This is a genomic window from Pelagibacterium flavum, from assembly GCF_025854335.1.
GTDB lineage: Bacteria > Pseudomonadota > Alphaproteobacteria > Rhizobiales > Devosiaceae > Pelagibacterium > Pelagibacterium flavum.
The window spans coordinates 1,154,270-1,171,173 of the sequence record NZ_CP107716.1 but is presented as its reverse complement, the minus strand read 5'-3'; the positions used below and the strand labels follow the sequence as shown (position 1 = coordinate 1,171,173).

At 61.0% G+C, this 16,904-nt stretch carries 13 protein-coding genes; 6 read left to right on the top strand and 7 right to left on the bottom strand.

Annotation, left to right across the window (positions count from 1 at the left end; genetic code table 11):
• Position 1: 1 nt before the first annotated feature.
• Entirely contained in the window at positions 2–382 is a 381-nt protein-coding gene (locus OF122_RS05765) for a hypothetical protein (protein WP_264226856.1), read from the bottom strand.
• A gap of 229 nt (positions 383–611) precedes the next feature.
• Between OF122_RS05765 and OF122_RS05760 the strand changes: the two genes are divergently transcribed.
• From OF122_RS05760 to OF122_RS05735, 6 genes are all read left to right on the top strand, one after another.
• On the top strand, positions 612–2,147 hold the full coding sequence (locus OF122_RS05760) for an ABC transporter ATP-binding protein (protein ID WP_264226855.1): 1,536 nt from the start codon (positions 612–614) through the stop codon (positions 2,145–2,147).
• On the top strand, positions 2,144–3,238 hold the full coding sequence (locus tag OF122_RS05755; protein ID WP_264226854.1) for an ABC transporter permease: 1,095 nt from the start codon (positions 2,144–2,146) through the stop codon (positions 3,236–3,238). The genes OF122_RS05760 and OF122_RS05755 overlap by 4 nt, the downstream gene beginning before the upstream one ends.
• Positions 3,231–4,145: an ABC transporter permease gene (locus OF122_RS05750; protein WP_264226853.1), complete on the top strand. Its 915-nt coding sequence runs from the start codon at positions 3,231–3,233 to the stop codon at positions 4,143–4,145. The genes OF122_RS05755 and OF122_RS05750 overlap by 8 nt, the downstream gene beginning before the upstream one ends.
• Before the next feature lie 26 nt (positions 4,146–4,171).
• Positions 4,172–5,245, top strand: coding sequence for a BMP family ABC transporter substrate-binding protein (locus tag OF122_RS05745; protein ID WP_264226852.1), 1,074 nt, complete (start codon positions 4,172–4,174; stop codon positions 5,243–5,245).
• Positions 5,246–5,357: 112 nt separating this feature from the next.
• Entirely contained in the window at positions 5,358–7,067 is a 1,710-nt protein-coding gene (ade, locus tag OF122_RS05740) for an adenine deaminase (RefSeq protein ID WP_264226851.1), read from the top strand.
• A 46-nt stretch (positions 7,068–7,113) separates the two neighbouring features.
• Positions 7,114–7,500 (top strand): hypothetical protein, encoded by a 387-nt coding sequence (locus OF122_RS05735; RefSeq protein WP_264226850.1) that lies wholly within the window; start codon positions 7,114–7,116, stop codon positions 7,498–7,500.
• Here the strand turns inward: OF122_RS05735 and OF122_RS05730 are convergent.
• The 6 genes from OF122_RS05730 to xdhA all read right to left on the bottom strand — a co-directional run bounded on the left by OF122_RS05730 (position 7,491) and on the right by xdhA (position 16,903).
• Positions 7,491–9,659, bottom strand: a complete 2,169-nt coding sequence (locus OF122_RS05730) for a malate synthase G (protein ID WP_264226849.1) — start codon at positions 9,657–9,659, stop codon at positions 7,491–7,493. The genes OF122_RS05735 and OF122_RS05730 overlap by 10 nt on opposite strands.
• An 88-nt stretch (positions 9,660–9,747) precedes the next feature.
• Positions 9,748–11,052 (bottom strand): guanine deaminase, encoded by a 1,305-nt coding sequence (gene guaD / locus OF122_RS05725; RefSeq protein WP_264226848.1) that lies wholly within the window; start codon positions 11,050–11,052, stop codon positions 9,748–9,750.
• A complete protein-coding gene (locus OF122_RS05720) occupies positions 11,049–12,284 on the bottom strand; it encodes a urate hydroxylase PuuD (RefSeq protein WP_264226847.1) in 1,236 nt (411 codons plus the stop codon). The genes guaD and OF122_RS05720 overlap by 4 nt, the downstream gene beginning before the upstream one ends.
• Complete coding sequence (xdhC, locus tag OF122_RS05715) at positions 12,277–13,113, bottom strand: xanthine dehydrogenase accessory protein XdhC (RefSeq protein ID WP_264226846.1); 837 nt, start codon at positions 13,111–13,113, stop codon at positions 12,277–12,279. The genes OF122_RS05720 and xdhC overlap by 8 nt, the downstream gene beginning before the upstream one ends.
• Complete coding sequence (gene xdhB, locus OF122_RS05710; RefSeq protein ID WP_264226845.1) at positions 13,110–15,446, bottom strand: xanthine dehydrogenase molybdopterin binding subunit; 2,337 nt, start codon at positions 15,444–15,446, stop codon at positions 13,110–13,112. The genes xdhC and xdhB overlap by 4 nt, the downstream gene beginning before the upstream one ends.
• A complete protein-coding gene (xdhA, locus tag OF122_RS05705) occupies positions 15,446–16,903 on the bottom strand; it encodes a xanthine dehydrogenase small subunit (RefSeq protein WP_408636309.1) in 1,458 nt (485 codons plus the stop codon). Before xdhA ends, xdhB begins: the two co-directional genes overlap by 1 nt.
• Position 16,904 lies beyond the last annotated feature (1 nt).

Genomic DNA, 16,904 nt, shown 5'->3' with positions numbered 1-16,904 from the left:
CCTATTCGGCCGGCGCTGGCTCGGTTTCCAACGATTCGGTCGCCGGTCCCACCGGATCAACCGGTGTGGTTTCGATGGGCGTATCGATCGCCGGTGCGTCAGAGCCCTCTGGCTCGGTCACGGCCTCGTCGGTGGGAGCTGGTGTTGGCAAGGCGTCCAGATCAGTGGCCACTTCATCGTCGGCAGCGGGCACATCTTCAAGCGTAGCGCCACCATCGGTTGTGGTTGCTGTTTCATCGTATGTCGCCGTGCTGAACCAATAGACAGCCGCGAACAGAACGACGATCGCAACCAGCCCATAGATCAGCGCACGCGAGTTCATTAGACGGCTGTTTCCCTGCCGCGCTTCAGTCTTGGTGAGATCAGGCTTTTCATCGCTCATTGTGCGTCCCTCGACATGTGGGCTCGACCGGAACCCAACGGACCGGGCAAAGTGCACGGCAAGGGTAGAACGCATGGTCGGAGATCCCGTTCCACGACGCTGGTGACGCAAAATTGGGCAAATGGAAAATATCGTTCAACAAGTCACCATCGCGCGTGCAATCGGCCTTGCGCCCCGCCGCATGTGACGACATAGTGTTTTTGTCCATTTGGTCTAATTTTGGCGCGTGATGACCGCAAGCGGCCCCGAAGCATTGCTGACCCTTAAAGGTCTCACCAAATCCTTCGGGAGTTTCAAGGCCAACGATTCCGTAGATCTCCAGATTATCCCGGGCGAAATTCATGCTCTGCTCGGTGAGAATGGCGCCGGAAAATCGACCTTCGTCAAAATGCTCTATGGCGCACTCCAGCCCGATGCCGGCGAAATGGTCTGGCGGGGAAAGCCCGTTTCCATTCCCAGCCCCGCCTTTGCGCGTCAGCTCGGCGTGGGCATGGTGTTCCAGCACTTTTCGCTCTTTGAAGCCCTTACGGTTGCCGAAAATGTTGCTGTCGCCCTGCCCGGTGACACTCCGATCAAAAAGGTGGCCGCCGACGTCGAAACCGTATCAAGGGAATATGGCCTGCCGCTCAAGGCCGGTGCCTATGTGCACGATCTCTCGGTGGGTGAGCGTCAACGCATCGAAATCGTGCGCTGCCTTCTGGGCCATCCCGATCTCGTCATCATGGACGAGCCGACCTCGGTGCTCACGCCCCAGGAGGTCGACGACCTTTTTGCTGTATTGCGCAAGCTGCGCGACGAGGGAAAGGCCATCCTCTATATTTCGCACAAGCTCGAAGAAGTTCGGGCGCTGTGCGAACGCGCAACCATCCTCAGGCACGGCAAGGTCGTAGGCACCTGTATTCCGCGCGATGAAACCGCCGCCTCCATCGCGCGCATGATGGTCGGCGCCGATATTCACCAGATCCGGCCGGCCAAGGCGCGCCCGCAAGGCGCCGAACCGCTGCTCTCCATCTCGAATCTTTCGATGGACTCCCGCGACGTTTTCGGCACACCGTTAAAGGATATCTCGCTCGATCTGTTCCCCGGCGAGATTGTGGGTATCGCAGGAATTGCCGGAAACGGGCAGTCGGAGCTCTTCGATGTGCTCTCCGGCGAACGCCTTGCCGGCCGTCCCGAACAGGTCACGCTTTTCGGAAAACCCGTAGGCCACGACGACATCACCGCCCGGCGCGCCAAGGGCGCTGTCTTTATCTCCGAGGAGCGTCTGGGTCATGCCACCGTGCCATCCCTTTCGTTGAGCGAAAACGTTATCCTCACCCGCTACAGGGTCAATCCGGGGCTCAAATCGGGCATGTTCCTCAACCGAGGCAAGGCCAAAAGCCTGCTCGGCACCATCGTTGATGCCCTCGACGTTCGCAAAAGTGCGCCCGATCCGGCGGCCCAATCGCTTTCGGGGGGCAACCTCCAGAAGTTCATCATCGGGCGCGAAGTACTCGAAGATCCCAAGGTGATCATCGTCAACCAACCCACCTGGGGCGTTGATGCCGGATCGGCGGCGCGCATCCGTCAGACCCTGGTCGACCTCGCCGAGGGCGGCGCCGCGGTTCTGGTCATCAGCCAGGACCTTGACGAGCTTTTTGAATTCACCGACCGCCTCGCCGCGATCGCCGAAGGCCGCCTCTCCGATTTCGCTCCCGTGGCCCAGACCGACCGCAATGCCATCGGGCTCAAGATGTCGGGCATTTTCGAGGGGCAGACCGCATGAGGCTCGAACTCATAAAACGCGGCAACCCCTCGCGCGCGCTGCAATTTCTCTCCCCGCTGATCGGCCTTGCGCTGGCGGTAGTCACTGGCGCGATCATGTTCGCCATTCTGGGCAAAGACCCGCTGGCGGCGCTCTATGTCTATTTCGTCGAGCCGCTGACCGAGCTGTGGTCCGTCCACGAACTGCTCATCAAAGCCGCACCGCTGATTCTCATGGGGGCCGGTCTTTCGGTCTGCTATCTTTCCAACAACTGGAACATCGGCGCCGAAGGTCAGTTCATCATGGGCGCTTTGGCCGGGTCGATCTTCCCGGTCCTGTTCACCGACCTCCAAACCCCGTTTGTTCTGCCGCTGATGATGGTGTTCGCCATCGTTGGCGGCGCACTCTGGGCCGGCATTCCCGCGCTGCTCAAGGCCAAATTCAACACCAACGAAATCCTCGTCAGCCTGATGCTGGTCTATGTAGCGGAACTGATTCTCGACTATCTCGTGCGTGGCCCGTGGCGCAATCCGGGTGGCATGAATTTCCCCGAATCGGTGCGCTTCCATTCTTTCGCCCGCATCCCCGAACTGATGCCAGCCGATGGCCGTGCCAATTGGGGCATCGTGATCGCGATTGTCGTCGCCATCGCCATCTGGGTCATGCTCTCGCGCACGCTGAAGGGCTTCGAGATCAAGGTGCTCGGCACCAGCCCCCGTGCCGGCAAATTCGCCGGTTTCGACGCAAAGAAGATGATCTTTTTCTCCTTCCTTCTGGCCGGCGCCTGTGCCGGGCTGGCTGGCATCATCGAAGTGGCTGGTGCCTCGGCGCAGTTGCGCCCCATCATCTCGCCGGGCTACGGGTTCACTGCCATCATCGTGGCTTTCCTGGGCCGTCTCAATCCGCTCGGCGTGATCGTCGCGGGATTGGTGCTGGCGCTTACCTATCTCGGCGGAGAGGCCGCCCAGATTTCGCTTGGACTTTCCGACAAGGTCGCCCGAGTCTTTCAGGGCGCGTTGCTGCTCTATATCCTGGCCTGCGATACGCTGATCCATTACCGCATCCGCTTTGCCCGCGCGCCAAAGGCATCGGGGAGTGTCGCCGATGCTTGAATCGATCCTTCTCACCATCATCACGGCCGCAACGCCGCTTTTGTTGGCCGCCCTCGGCGAGTTGGTCGTCGAACGCTCCGGCACCCTCAATCTCGGCGTCGAGGGCATGATGGTCATGGGTGCCGTCGGCGGTTTTGTCGGCATGATCGTCACCGGCAATCCCTTCATCGGCGCGCTGGTCGGCGTGCTGTTCGGCACCGTCCTCTCGCTGCTCTTTGCCTTTCTGGCGCTCACGCTGGCAACAAACCAATATGCAACCGGCCTTGCCCTCACCATTCTGGGCCTTGGCCTATCCGGATTGATCGGCGAGCCCTATGTCGGCCGTTCGGCTGTCCGCATGCCGGTTCTCGATATCCCCGTACTGTCCGATATTCCGATCATCGGCCGCCTGCTGTTCGGCCAGGACGTCATCTTCTATATATCCATCGCGCTTGTCATCGGCGTGGCCTGGTTCCTGTTCAGAACAAAAAAGGGCCTCACTCTGCGCTCGATCGGTGACAATCCGCAATCGGCCCACGCACTCGGCATCAAGGTCATCCGCTATCGCTATCTGGCCGTCCTGTTCGGTGGGGCTTGTGCGGGCCTGGCTGGCGCCCATCTCTCACTCGTTTACACTCCCCAATGGACCGAAAACATGTCGGCGGGCCGAGGCTGGATTGCGTTGGCGCTCGTGGTTTTCGCCTCCTGGCGACCGGCCCGGGTGCTGGCGGGCGCCTATCTGTTCGGCGCGGTCTCGATTGGCCAGTTGCACGCCCAGGCTCTGGGGATCGGCATTCCGTCCCAGTTCCTTTCGGCACTCCCCTATCTCGCCACCGTCCTGGTTCTGGTCTTGATTTCCCAGAACCGGCGGCTGACGCTGATTAACACCCCGGCCTCGCTCGGCAAGAGCTTCGTGCCGGATCGCTAAAACCAAAGTTCAAGGAAGGGACACTCATGAAAACGCTCCTCTCAACTCTTGCGGCAGCCACGGCACTGTCGCTGACTGTGGTTCCTGCAGCCATGGCGCAGGACGAGCCCGTCGAAGCCTGCTTTGTCTATGTCGGTTCGCACACCGATGGCGGCTGGAGCCAGGCTCACGACATCGCGCGCCTCGCGGTGGAAGAGGAATATGGCGATGCCGTCGAAACCCGCTTCATCGAAAACGTCGCCGAAGCCACCTCCGAGGGTGCCATCGAGCGCATGGCGCGTTCCGGCTGTGACATCATCTTCACCACCTCCTTCGGCTTCATGGACCCCACCATCGCCGTTGCCGAACGCTTTCCGGACGTCAAGTTCGAGCACGCTACCGGCTACAAGACCGCGCCCAACGTCTCGGTCTACAATTCGCGCTTTTATGAAGGCCGCTACATTCAGGGCGTGATCGCCGCCTCGATGTCGGAAGCAGGGGTTGCCGGCTACATTGGCTCGTTCCCGATCCCTGAAGTTGTGCAGGGCATCAATGCCTTCATGCTTGGTGCGCAGTCGATCGACCCCGATTTCGCCGTCAAGGTGGTCTGGGCCAACTCCTGGTATGATCCCGGCGCGGAAGCCGATGCCGCCAAGGTTCTGATGGACCAGGGCGTCGATATCATCACCCAGCACACCGACTCCACCGCCCCCATGCAGGAAGCCGCCGCCCGCGGCATCAAGGCGTTCGGTCAGGCTTCCGACATGATCGAAGCTGGTCCTGAAACCCAGCTGACGGCCATCGTGGACACCTGGGCGCCCTATTACATCGAACGCGTCGGCGCGGTGATCGATGGCACCTGGGAAACCTCGGACAGCTGGGACGGGCTGGTCGACGGCATTCTGACAATGGCACCTTACACCAACATGCCCGAAGAGGTCGCAGCGCTAGCCGAAGAAACCGAGGAAGCCATCAAATCCGGCGAACTCTTTGTCTTTACCGGCCCGATCAACAAGCAGGACGGCACCCAATGGCTCGCCGAAGGCGAACAGGCCGATGACGGCACTCTGCTGGGTCTGAACTTCTATGTCGAAGGCGTGGACGACCAGCTTCCGCAGTAAGCTCCAAGGTTCTGTCAATCGAAAGCGGCGGCAGCAATGCCGCCGCTTTTGTTTCTTGACCGAACACCCGCGCCGCGACACCCTTCTGGTACAAGACCAAGGACAATAGCTGATGACTGACGCTGCCACTCTCGCCCGCATGATCCGCGCCGGACGCGGGCTTGATCCTGCCGATCTGGTCATCAGGAACGTCCGGCGGCTCGATATTGTTACCGGTGAAGTCACCCAGACCGACATCGCCATCGTCGCAGATCGCATCGTCGGCACCCATGGCACTTATGCGGGCCACAGCGAAATCGATGGCGCCGGCCGCTTTGCCGTGCCCGGCTTCATCGATACCCATCTTCACATCGAATCCTCGCTCGTCACCCCGCTCGAATTCGACCGTTGCGTGCTGCCCCACGGCGTCACAACCGTCATCTGCGATCCCCACGAAATTGCTAACGTGCTCGGTGCCAGGGGGATCAGTTACTTCCTCGATTGCGCCGAGCAATCGATCATGGATATCCGCATCAACCTTTCTTCCTGCGTCCCCGCCACCCCATTCGAGACGGCCGGCGCGCGCCTCGAGATCGAAGATTTGTTACCCTTTGTCGATCACCCCAAGGTCATCGGCCTTGCCGAAATGATGAACTTTCCCGGCGTAATCAATTGCGATCCGGGAATTCTGGCCAAGCTCGAAGCCTTCCAACACCGGCACATGGATGGCCACGCACCGCTGCTCTCCGGGTTCGATCTTAACGCCTATCTGGCTGCTGGCATCCGCACAGACCATGAAGCGACGAGCGCGACCGAGGCTCGCGAAAAGCTCTCCAAGGGCATGGCGATCCTCATTCGCGAGGGCTCGGTGTCAAAAGACCTCGACGCACTGGCTGAGATCCTCGACGCAAACACCTCGGCCTTCGTTGCGCTCTGCACGGACGACCGTAACCCGCTCGACATTGCCGAAGAGGGCCATCTGGATTCTTCGATCCGCCGCCTGATCGCCCATGGTTGCCCGCTCCATCACGTCTATCGCGCCGCCTCCCATTCTGCTGCTCGCATTTTCGGCCTCAAGGACCGCGGGCACGTCGCGTCGGGCTGGCGCGCGGACATCGCGCTGCTCGATAGCCTGGAGGATTGCCGCGTTTCCGATGTCGTTTCGGCCGGTCGCCTTGTCACCGAAGCACTCTGGGCAACCCGCGAACAGGTCGCCCCGGTTGGTCTTGACTCCATGAAGGCAAAGCCGGTCGAGCCATCGGCTTTCATTACAGCGCCCGATCCCGACAAGAACGAAGTGCCGGTAATCGGCGTCAAACCCGGCCTCATTCTAACCTTCCGCGAGAGCGCGGCCCTGGCTAGCGACGAAGACGGGCTGAAACCGGACACCAGTGCCGATGTCATCAAGGTGGCGGTCATCGAGCGCCATGGCATCAACGGCAATATCGGCCGGTCCTTCGTCAAGGGCTTCGGGCTCAAGCGCGGCGCCATCGCCTCTTCAGTCGGCCATGACAGCCATAATATCACCGTGGTCGGTGTGACCGATGAGGATATGGCGCTGGCCGTCAATCGCCTCATCGAAATCGGTGGCGGCTTTTCCGTTGCTTGCGAGGGCGAAATCCTCGCCGACCTCGCTCTGCCCATTGCTGGACTGATGAGTCCGGAACCCTTCGAGATCGTCACCGAACACCTCGAACATTTGCGCGAGGCGGCAAGGGCGCTCGATTGCACCCTGCCTGAACCCTTCCTTCAGGTCGCTTTTCTTGCCCTGCCGGTCATTCCGCACCTGAAAATGACCGACAACGGTCTGTTTGACGTCGACAAGTTCGATTTCGTCTCATGACCGTGCACGGCTTGATTAAGCCACTTTCCCTCTTATCTCTTAGAGCATGACCAAAGAGCGGACCCGCCTCGAACGCCTGTTCCTACGCCTCGAAGCGCGCTTTCCGCGCTTTGCGATGATCATCTATGTGCTGCGCCAGCCTTGGGCCATGCTCATTCGTATCCCGCTGGGCATCCTGTTGTGCCTCGGGGGGATTGCGTCCTTTCTTCCGATCCTCGGCGTCTGGATGCTACCGCTCGGCCTGTTGTTGCTGGCCATTGACCTGCCCTTCCTCCAGCGCCCAATGAACGGGATTATCCTGCGCGGAGAACGCCAGTGGCACCTTTGGCACCGCAGCCGCCGCGACCGGAAATCGGCGCAGAACGCCTCGGATGACAAGCAAAAGGCGCAGCCGGCACCGCGCCTTTCCGACAATCGCAACGATTATCGCTGAGCCTTCTTTTCCGCCCGCTTGGCGTGCAGCAGGGGCTCGGTATAGCCTGAGGGCTGTTCTACCCCTTCCAGCGCCAGCGCCAATGCAGCCTGAAAAGCGACCGAGTGTTCGGGATCGTCGCTCATGGGGTCATAGGCTGGATCGCCGGCATTCTGCTGATCGACCACCCGGGCCATCCGTGTGAACGTCGCCACCACCTCGTCCTGTGTTACCACACCATGCCAGAGCCAGTTGGCAATCGCCTGCGATGAGATGCGACAGGTTGCCCGGTCCTCCATCAAGCCCACATCATTGATGTCGGGCACTTTCGAGCACCCCACCCCCGCGTCGACCCAGCGCACCACATAGCCCAGAATGCCCTGCGCATTGTTATCAAGTTCGCGCTGGATCTGCTCAGCCGACAAAGTCGACGGATCGAGCACAGGCATGGAGAACAAGGCGTCCAGACCGGGAATGGGCTCGTTGTGCCTGCGCTTTTGCGCCTCGAACACGTCGACCTCATGATAGTGCAGCGCATGCAGCGTTGCCGCCGTCGGCGAAGGCACCCAGGCGCAATTGGCGCCCGATTTTGGATGTCCGACCTTCTGCTCCATCATCGCCGCCATATCGTCGGGCCGGGCCCACATGCCCTTGCCGATCTGGGCGCGGCCGGTCAGCCCGCACGCGATCCCTATCGTGACGTTGCGATCCTCGTAAGCCTGGATCCAGCGCTCGGCCTTGATCTGATCCTTGAGCAACACCGGCCCGGCTTCCATAGAGGTGTGGATCTCGTCACCCGTGCGGTCTAGGAAGCCGGTGTTGATGAAAAACACCCGTTCACGCGCCGCGTGGATACAGGCCTTGAGGTTGGCCGATGTCCGCCGCTCCTCGTCCATGATGCCGATCTTGATTGTGTTGAGCGGTAATCCGAGGATCTTTTCGACCTCCCCGAACACATTGCACGCAAACAGCACCTCGGTCGGCCCGTGCATCTTGGGTTTGACTATGTAGATCGAGCCGGTTGTCGAATTGGCCCTACGCTTGAGGTCGTGCAGGGCGCAAAGCGTGGTGATCGCCGCATCCATCATTCCCTCGCCGATCGGCTGCCCGTCCGCATCGAGGATGGCATCGGTCGTCATCAGATGCCCGACATTGCGCACCAGCAGCAGCGCGCGACCCTTGAGGGTCAACTCGCTTCCATCCGGTGCAGTGTAGGCCCGGTCGGCATTAAGCGTCCGTGTAACGCTCTTGCCGCCCTTTTCGAACGTATCGGCCAGATCGCCCTTCATCAGCCCGAGCCAGTTGCGATAGACCCCGACCTTGTCCTCGGCATCCACCGCCGCGACCGAATCCTCGCAATCCTGAATTGTGGTCAGCGCGCTTTCGATCACCACATCTGCCAGATTGGCCGGATGGTCCTTGCCCACCGGATGGTTTGCGTCGATCACCAGTTCAACATGCAATCCGTGGTGTTTGAGCAGAATGCGCAGCACGTCGCCATGGCGCGAATAGCCCGCGAACGCCTCGGGATAAGCCAGTTTCGCTGGGCCATCCTGACTTTCGATCACCAATCTGGCAATATCTCCCGATGTATCGACGCCATAGCGTGTCACCGCCCAATGCTTGACGCCGAGCAGCGGAAACGTCTCATCAAGAAAATGGCCGGCCCGCGCGAACACCTCGGCGCCGCGCCTGGGATTGTAGGCGCGCCCAGGCGCCAGATCGCCCTCGCGGGCAATCACATCGGTGCCATAAAGCGCATCGTATAGACTGCCCCAGCGGGCATTGGCGGCATTGAGCGCATAGCGGGCATTTGAGACCGGCACCACCAGTTGCGGGCCGCAGATCGAGGCAATCTCGGAATCGAGATCTTCCGTCTCAATCCGGAAATCCTCTGGCTCGTCCTCGAGATATTTGATCTCGCGCAAAAACGCCTGATAGGCCTCGGGGTCCTTGGTAGCCGGGCCATTGTCACGATGCCAATCATCGATCTGGTTCTGCATCCTGTCGCGGATTTCCAGGAGTTCGCGATTGCCCGGCATATAGGCTGCGACCATCTCGGCAAACCCCGCCCAGAAGCTGTCCGACGCTATATCGAGCCCGTTGAGCGCCTCCTGTTCGACAAACGCGGCAAGCTGTTCATCGACCTGCAAACCGGCCCGCGTGACATAGCTACTCATCGTCTCTCTCCTGCTCGTTTCCTGCCCAGCTAACGCGCCAGCCTATTTCCGCCAAGCGGTCGTGGAAAACCCTTCCACGATGTGGAAATCAGCTTGGCGGAGTCTTGGCCGCCTCGCCCGCCACATAGGTTTGCGCAATCACCCGGTCGTCACCGCATGTCTGGAGCAGAAACAACTCCTCGGACAGATGTTCCACCTGCTCCATCTTGAGCGCCATATGCGGCAGGGCCCGGGCATCGAGCACCACGATATCGGCATCGGCGCCAGGCTCCAGCGTGCCGATGGTGTGCTCGAGCAAAAGCGCCCGCGCATTGCCCAGCGTCATCATGAAAAAGCTTTCGAGCGGTGAGAGGCGCTGGCCGCGCAACTGCAGCACCTTGTAGCCCTCATCGAGCGTGCGCAACATCGAATAGGAAGTGCCTCCGCCCACATCGGTCGCTACCCCGATCCGCACATTGGACGCCATCAGCCGTTCGCGGTCGAACAGCCCCGAGCCGATGAACAGGTTCGATGTCGGGCAGAACACCGCCACCGATCCCGTTTCCGAAAGTGCCGCGATTTCCCGGTCGGTCATGTGGATGCAATGGCCGAGCAATGTCCGCGGGCCCAGCAGCCCGTAATGCTCATAGACGCCGACATAGTCAGGCAAGTTGGGAAACAGTTCCCTGACAAACTCGATTTCGCCCAGGCTCTCGTTCACATGCGTCTGGACATAGACATCGGGAAATTCGCGGACCAGATCCTGCGCCATTTCCATTTGTGCGTGGGTAGAGGTCAGCGCAAAACGCGGGGTAATCGCGTAGTGCAGCCGCCCGACGCCGTCCCATTTTTCCAGCAACGCCTTGCTTTCGTCATACCCCCGTCGCGGCGTATCGAGCAGCCCTTGGGGCGCGTTGCGATCCATCATCACCTTGCCGGCAATCATGCGCATGTCGCGCTTTTTCGCCTCGGCGAAAAACGCGTCCACCGATTGCGGATGCACCGAGCAATAAACCGCCGCCGTAGTCGTCCCGTACCGCACCAGTTCGTCACAGAACAGTGAGGCGATGCGCGCCGCATGCTCTGCATCGGCGAAGCGTTGTTCTTCTACGAACGTGTAGGTATTGAGCCACTCCAGGAGGTCCTTGGCATACGAGCCGATCACCTGCATCTGTGGATAGTGGATATGGGTATCGATAAACCCCGGCATAATCAGATTGGGCCGGTGATCGATGATCTCAGCCTTGGGCGCGACGAGCCTGACCCCCTCGTTCCACTCCCCGACCGAAACGATCCTTCCCTGATCGACAACCACCGCCCCATCCTCGATATAGCGATAGCTTTCGTGATCGTCGGCCCCGGAGGGTTCGGCGATGAAGGTCAGAACGCGGCCGCGCAAAATCTTTGCGGTCACAGGCTCCGCTCCCCGGTTACCGACTGATACCAGACGGTCAGCATCTGCCGCTCCTCATCGGTCATGAACGACACATTGCCCGGTGGCATGGCATGGCTGCGCGCCGACTGGATGTAGATTTCCCGTGCATGTTCGGCGATCAGCTCGGGCGTGTCGAGCCGCACATCCTTTGGCGCCATATGCACGCCGTCATAGGCAGGCTCGGCGGCATGGCACATCGAACATCGACCCAGCACAATCTGGGACGCCTGCTGAAAATGGGCATCTTCGAGAAAACTCTGCGCAGTCGAGCTGAGCGCGACGTCTCCGGTTTCGGCCCGCGCTTTCGGATAGCTCGAAAGCCAGATGATCCCGATAAACAGCACCAGTGCCAGCGCAAACGTCCAGTATTCGCGCCGCCCTGTTGAATGCATGGTGTTGAAGAAATGCCGGATCACAACCCCAATGAGAAAGATCAGTCCGGCGATCGCCCAGCTGTATTCGGTCGCGAACGCCAGCGGGTAATGGTTCGAGAGCATGAAGAACAGCACCGGCAGCGTCAGGTAATTGTTGTGCACGCTGCGCTGCTTGCTCTGCGCCCCAAGCGCCGGATCGGGCGCCTCGCCGGCCTTCATCGAAACGACGATCTTCTTCTGGTTGGGAATGATGATGAAAAAGACGTTCGCCGACATGATTGTCGCCGTGAATGCGCCCATATGCAGAAAGGCGGCGCGGCCGGTGAACACCTGCATATAGCCCCACGACATGGCCAGAAGGATCGCAAACAGGACGATCATCAGCCCGTTCTGGCTTTTGCCCAGCGGTGACTTGCAGAGCAGATCGTAGAGCACCCATCCGAGCGCCAGCGAGGCCAGCGATATGCCGATGGCAACCGGCGCATCGACATCCAACACGGTGCGGTCGATCAGGAACAGGTCGGCGCCGGCGTAATAGACGATGATGAGCATCGCAAACCCGGTCAGCCAGGTCGAATAGCTCTCCCATTTGAACCAGACCAGGTGCTCGGGCAGGTTGGGCGGCGCGACCATGTATTTGTTGACGTGGTAGAATCCGCCCCCATGCACCTGCCACTCCTCGCCCTGCACCCCGGCTGGCAGATCGGCATGCTTGCGCAGCCCGAGATCGAGCGCGATGAAATAGAAGGACGATCCGATCCACGCGATCCCCACGATCACATGGCTCCAACGCACGGCAAACGCCATCCATTCCCAAAACAGCGTGAAATCAGTCATTTATGGTTTGCCCTAATCCTAAATCCTGATCGGCCAGAGCCCGCAAAATCTCTGCCGCCGTGAGCGCCGCGATCACCTCGGGCCGCTTGTCGTGCACATCGGCTCCGCCAATCGGCATGGCGAGTTTTTCGACCATCCCCGTATCCAGCCCCATATCGGAAAGCCAGCTTTTGAAGGTGGCTTTTTTGGTTTTCGATCCGATCATCCCCACATAGGCGGAATCGTCCCGCATCAGCGCTTCGGACGCGATAAGGAAATCGAGCCCGTGATCGTGGGTGAGAACAACAAAACACGATCCCTTCGGCGCCTCCCGAACCAGCGCTTCAGCCACCGGAGCGTGCCGCGCTTCCACCCCGCGCGGAACCCTGGCGATTTCGGCCGCGCGATTGTCCACGACCAGCGTGCGCAGCGGCAAAAGCGACAGCGCCTGACCCAGCGCATTGCCTACATGCCCGGCCCCGAACACATAAACGTGTGGCCGCGCCATATAGGCCCGTTCGGCACGCACCCGCACATCTTGGGCCACATCCGCATCGACCGCCCGCATGCCGATTGCCACCCGTCCGCCGCAGCATTGTCCGATTTCGGGCCCAAGCGGGATATCGAGCGCCGCCGCAGCTTCCCCCGAAGCCAACGCCTCCCGCGCCCTTGCGATTGCCAGAAACTCGAGCTGCCCACCGCCAATGGTACCGATTTCGTCCTCGGACGAGACCACCATCCACGCTCCGGCCTCGCGCGGTGTCGATCCCTTCGCTTCCGTCACCTCGACCAGCACGGCTTGCCTGTGGCGGTTGAGAAAGTCGCGCAGCTGTTGCGGGGTAACGCTCACCGCCCGGCCGCCTCGCGCCTGAGCCGTTCGATGGTCATCAGCACCCGTTCGGGCGTGGCCGGAGCATCCATACGCGGCGCGATCTTATAGTCGGCAACGCTGGCCGCAGCCATCGAGAGCGCTTCGAGTACCGAAAGCGCCAGCATGAACGGGGGCTCGCCCACCGCCTTGGAACGGCGGATGGTTGGGGCGGTGTTGGCCGACCATTCGGCCAGCTTCACGTCAAAAATCTTGGGGACGTCGGAAACGACCGGGATCTTGTATGTGGAGGGCGCGTGCGTGCGCAACTGCCCCTTGTCGTCCCACCACAATTCCTCGGTTGTGAGCCACCCCATGCCCTGGATGAACCCACCCTCGATCTGCCCGATATCGATGGCCGGGTTGAGCGATTTGCCCACATCGTGCAGCACATCGACCCGCTCGACCATGTATTCTCCGGTCAGGCTGTCCACCACCACCTCCGAACACGCAGCGCCATAAGCAAAGTAATAAAAGGGCTGCCCCTTGCCCGCTGCACGGTCCCAGTGAATGTCCGGCGTCTTGTAAAATCCCGCGGCCGAAAGCTGCACGCGGGCCAGATAGGCCTGATCGATGAAATCGGCCCAGTCATGGCGCTGATTGCCCACCATCACGCAATTGGGCTCGAACGAAACAGCGTCCTCGGGCACACTGAATTTGTTCATAGCAAACCGGACCAACCGGTCCTTGATCTGCTCGGCGGCATTGGCCGCAGCCATGCCATTGAGGTCCGAGCCCGACGAGGCTGCAGTTGCCGAGGTGTTGGGCACCTTGCCTGTGGTCGTAGCTGTGATCTTGACCTTGTCGAGATCAATCTGGAAGCAATCGGCCAGAACCTGCGCCACCTTGACGTAAAGCCCCTGCCCCATCTCGGTGCCGCCATGGTTGAGATGGATCGACCCGTCGCGATAAACATGAACAAGCGCCCCGGCCTGGTTGAAGGCCGTCATGGTAAAGCTGATCCCGAACTTGACCGGCGTCAGCGCGATGCCGCGCTTGAGGACCCTGGACGTCCTGTTGAAGGCGATGATATCTTCGCGCCGCCTGCGATAGTCCGAGCTTGCCTCAAGCTCATCGACCACCCGCCCGATGATGTTGTCGGTGACCGTCTGATGGTAGGGCGTGAGGTTGCGGTCGGTATCGCCATAGAAATTGGCCTTGCGAATATCGAGCGGATCCTTGCCAAGCGCATAGGCGATGTCCTCGATCCAGCGCTCGCAGCCCACCATGCCCTGCGGCCCGCCGAACCCGCGAAACGCGGTGTTGGAAACCGTATTGGTCTTGAGCGGCTCGGATTTGAGCCGCACATTGGGATAATAATATGCGTTGTCCGCATGAAACAGCGCCCGGTCGGTCACCGGCCCGGAAAGGTCCGCGGAAAACCCGCAGCGCGCGGCGAAAACCGCGTCCACCGCTTCAATCCGCCCCTCATCGTCATAACCGACTTCGTAGTCGACGACGAAATCGTGCCGCTTGCCCGTGGCGATCATGTCGTCGTCCCGGTCGGGCCTGATCTTGACGGCGCGGCCGAATTTTTTCGCCGCGATGGCCGCCACCGCGGCAAACAGATTGCTCTGGGTTTCCTTGCCCCCGAACCCCCCGCCCATGCGGCGCACTACGACATTGACCGCGTTGGAGGGCACACCCAACGCGTGCCCCACCATATGCTGGACCTCGCTCGGGTGCTGGGTGGAGGAGTGAACGGTTACCTCATCATCCTCGCCGGGGATCGCCAAAGCGATATGGCCTTCGAGATAGAAATGGTCCTGTCCGCCCATCTCCATCGAGCCTTTAACCCGGTTTCTGGCAGCCGCCATGCCCGCAGTAACGTCGCCGCGTTCGAGCTTCATGCCCGGCGTCACCAATGCTCCACCTGCCGCCCGCGCCGCGCCGACATCGAGCGCAAAGGGCAGTTCGGTATAACTGACCTGCGCCAGTTTCGCCGCGCGCCGCGCCGCTTCGCGCGTGGTTGCGACCACCGCGAAAAGCGGCTGCCCGAAAAATTCGACGCGCGTTTCGGCAAAGATCGGCTCGTCATGCTTGCCGGGCTGCGAAATATCGTTGTGCCCAGGCACATCGTCCGCCGTCAGCACCCCGAGCACGCCCGGCGCCCGCCGCACGGGCTCGAGGTCGAGCGACACGATTTCCCCGTGCGCGCTGGTGGAAAGCCCAAGATACGCATGCAGCGTGCCCGCCGGCTCAACCATATCATCGATGTATTCCGCCGTTCCCGACACATGCTTGTGCCCGGAATCGTGCTTTTGCGGCACATGCACGCCGCCACGAATGGCGGGCTTGTTATCGAGCGCGGTCATTATGCCACCTCATGCCGAACGATATGGCTCGGCCCTTCGATAGTCTCGAAATAGACCCGCTTCAGAAGGTTTTTCGCAGCCAGCATCCGGTAGTCAGCGCTGGCCCGCCAATCGGTCAGAGGCTGGAAATCCTCCTCGAATTTGTCCAGCGCGGCTTCGACCGTCTCAAGCGTCCAGGGCTTGCCGATCAGCGCCGCCTCGACCGCCCTTGCCCGCTTTGGGGTCGCGGCCATGCCCCCAAAGGCGATGACCGCTCCGGCCACCACGCCGTCGGCAACCTTGATGCGAAACGCCCCCAGCGTTGCAGTGATATCCTCCTCCCGCCGCTTGGTAACCTTGTGGACCCCGAACAACTCATCGGCCCCCGGCAGGGGCACCGAGACGCTTTCGACAAACTCTCCCTTCTCCCGGTCCTGCTTGCCATAGGCGATGAAGAACTCCTCGAGCCTCACCACGCGACGGCGATCACCCTTGCGCAATGTAACCTCGGCCCCCAGCGCGATCAGCGGCGGCGGCGTGTCGCCGATTGGTGAGCCATTGGCGATATTGCCGCCGATGGTTCCCATGGCCCGCACCTGCACGCCGCCGATCCGATCGAACAACTCGACCATCTGCGGAATGTGAGTGGCGATGGTCTCAAACACCCTGGCGTAGCTCACCCCCGCCCCGAAAACGATGCGTCCATCCTCGACGGACACCTCCCCCATCAGATGCCCCACGATCACCACTGGGGCGATCTCGCGCATGAATTTGGTGACCCACAGCCCCACATCGGTCGCCCCCGCGACAAGCGTTGCTTCCGGCAACCCTTCGAGCACCGCCGCAAGATCATCGACATTGGCCGGAATGATCGTCTTGCCCCGCGTCCCCTCGACAACCACCCGCCGCCCGTCCCTGAGCGCGGTCAGGTTTGCAATGATCGCATCGCGCTCCCTGTTGAGCACGTCTTCGAGCACCGACCCGTAATTGGAGACGGCCTGTGCCGCCCGGACGATCGGCGCATACCCCGTACAACGGCACAGATTGCCCTGCAGCGCCTTTTCGATCTCGGGAACGGATGGACTGGGATTGGCCAGCCACAACCCGTAAAGGCTCATCACGAACCCCGGCGTGCAGAACCCGCACTGGCTGCCATGGTAATCGACCATGGCCTGTTGCACCGGATGCAAACCGCCATCGGCGCCCTTGAGATGCTCAACGGTCACCACATGCGCGCCGTCCAGCATCGACACCAGCATTATGCACGCATTTGCGGGCAAATAGCGCACAACGCCACCATCCATGCGACCGACAATGACCGTACAGGCCCCGCAATCCCCCTCTGCGCAGCCCTCCTTGGTCCCACGCAAGACACGGTCCAGGCGCAGGAAATCGAGCAGCGTCCGATCCGGCTCGAGCGCATCCAGCTCGACCAGATCGCCGTTAAGATAGAAGCGGACAGTGGTGCGCGTTTCCAAG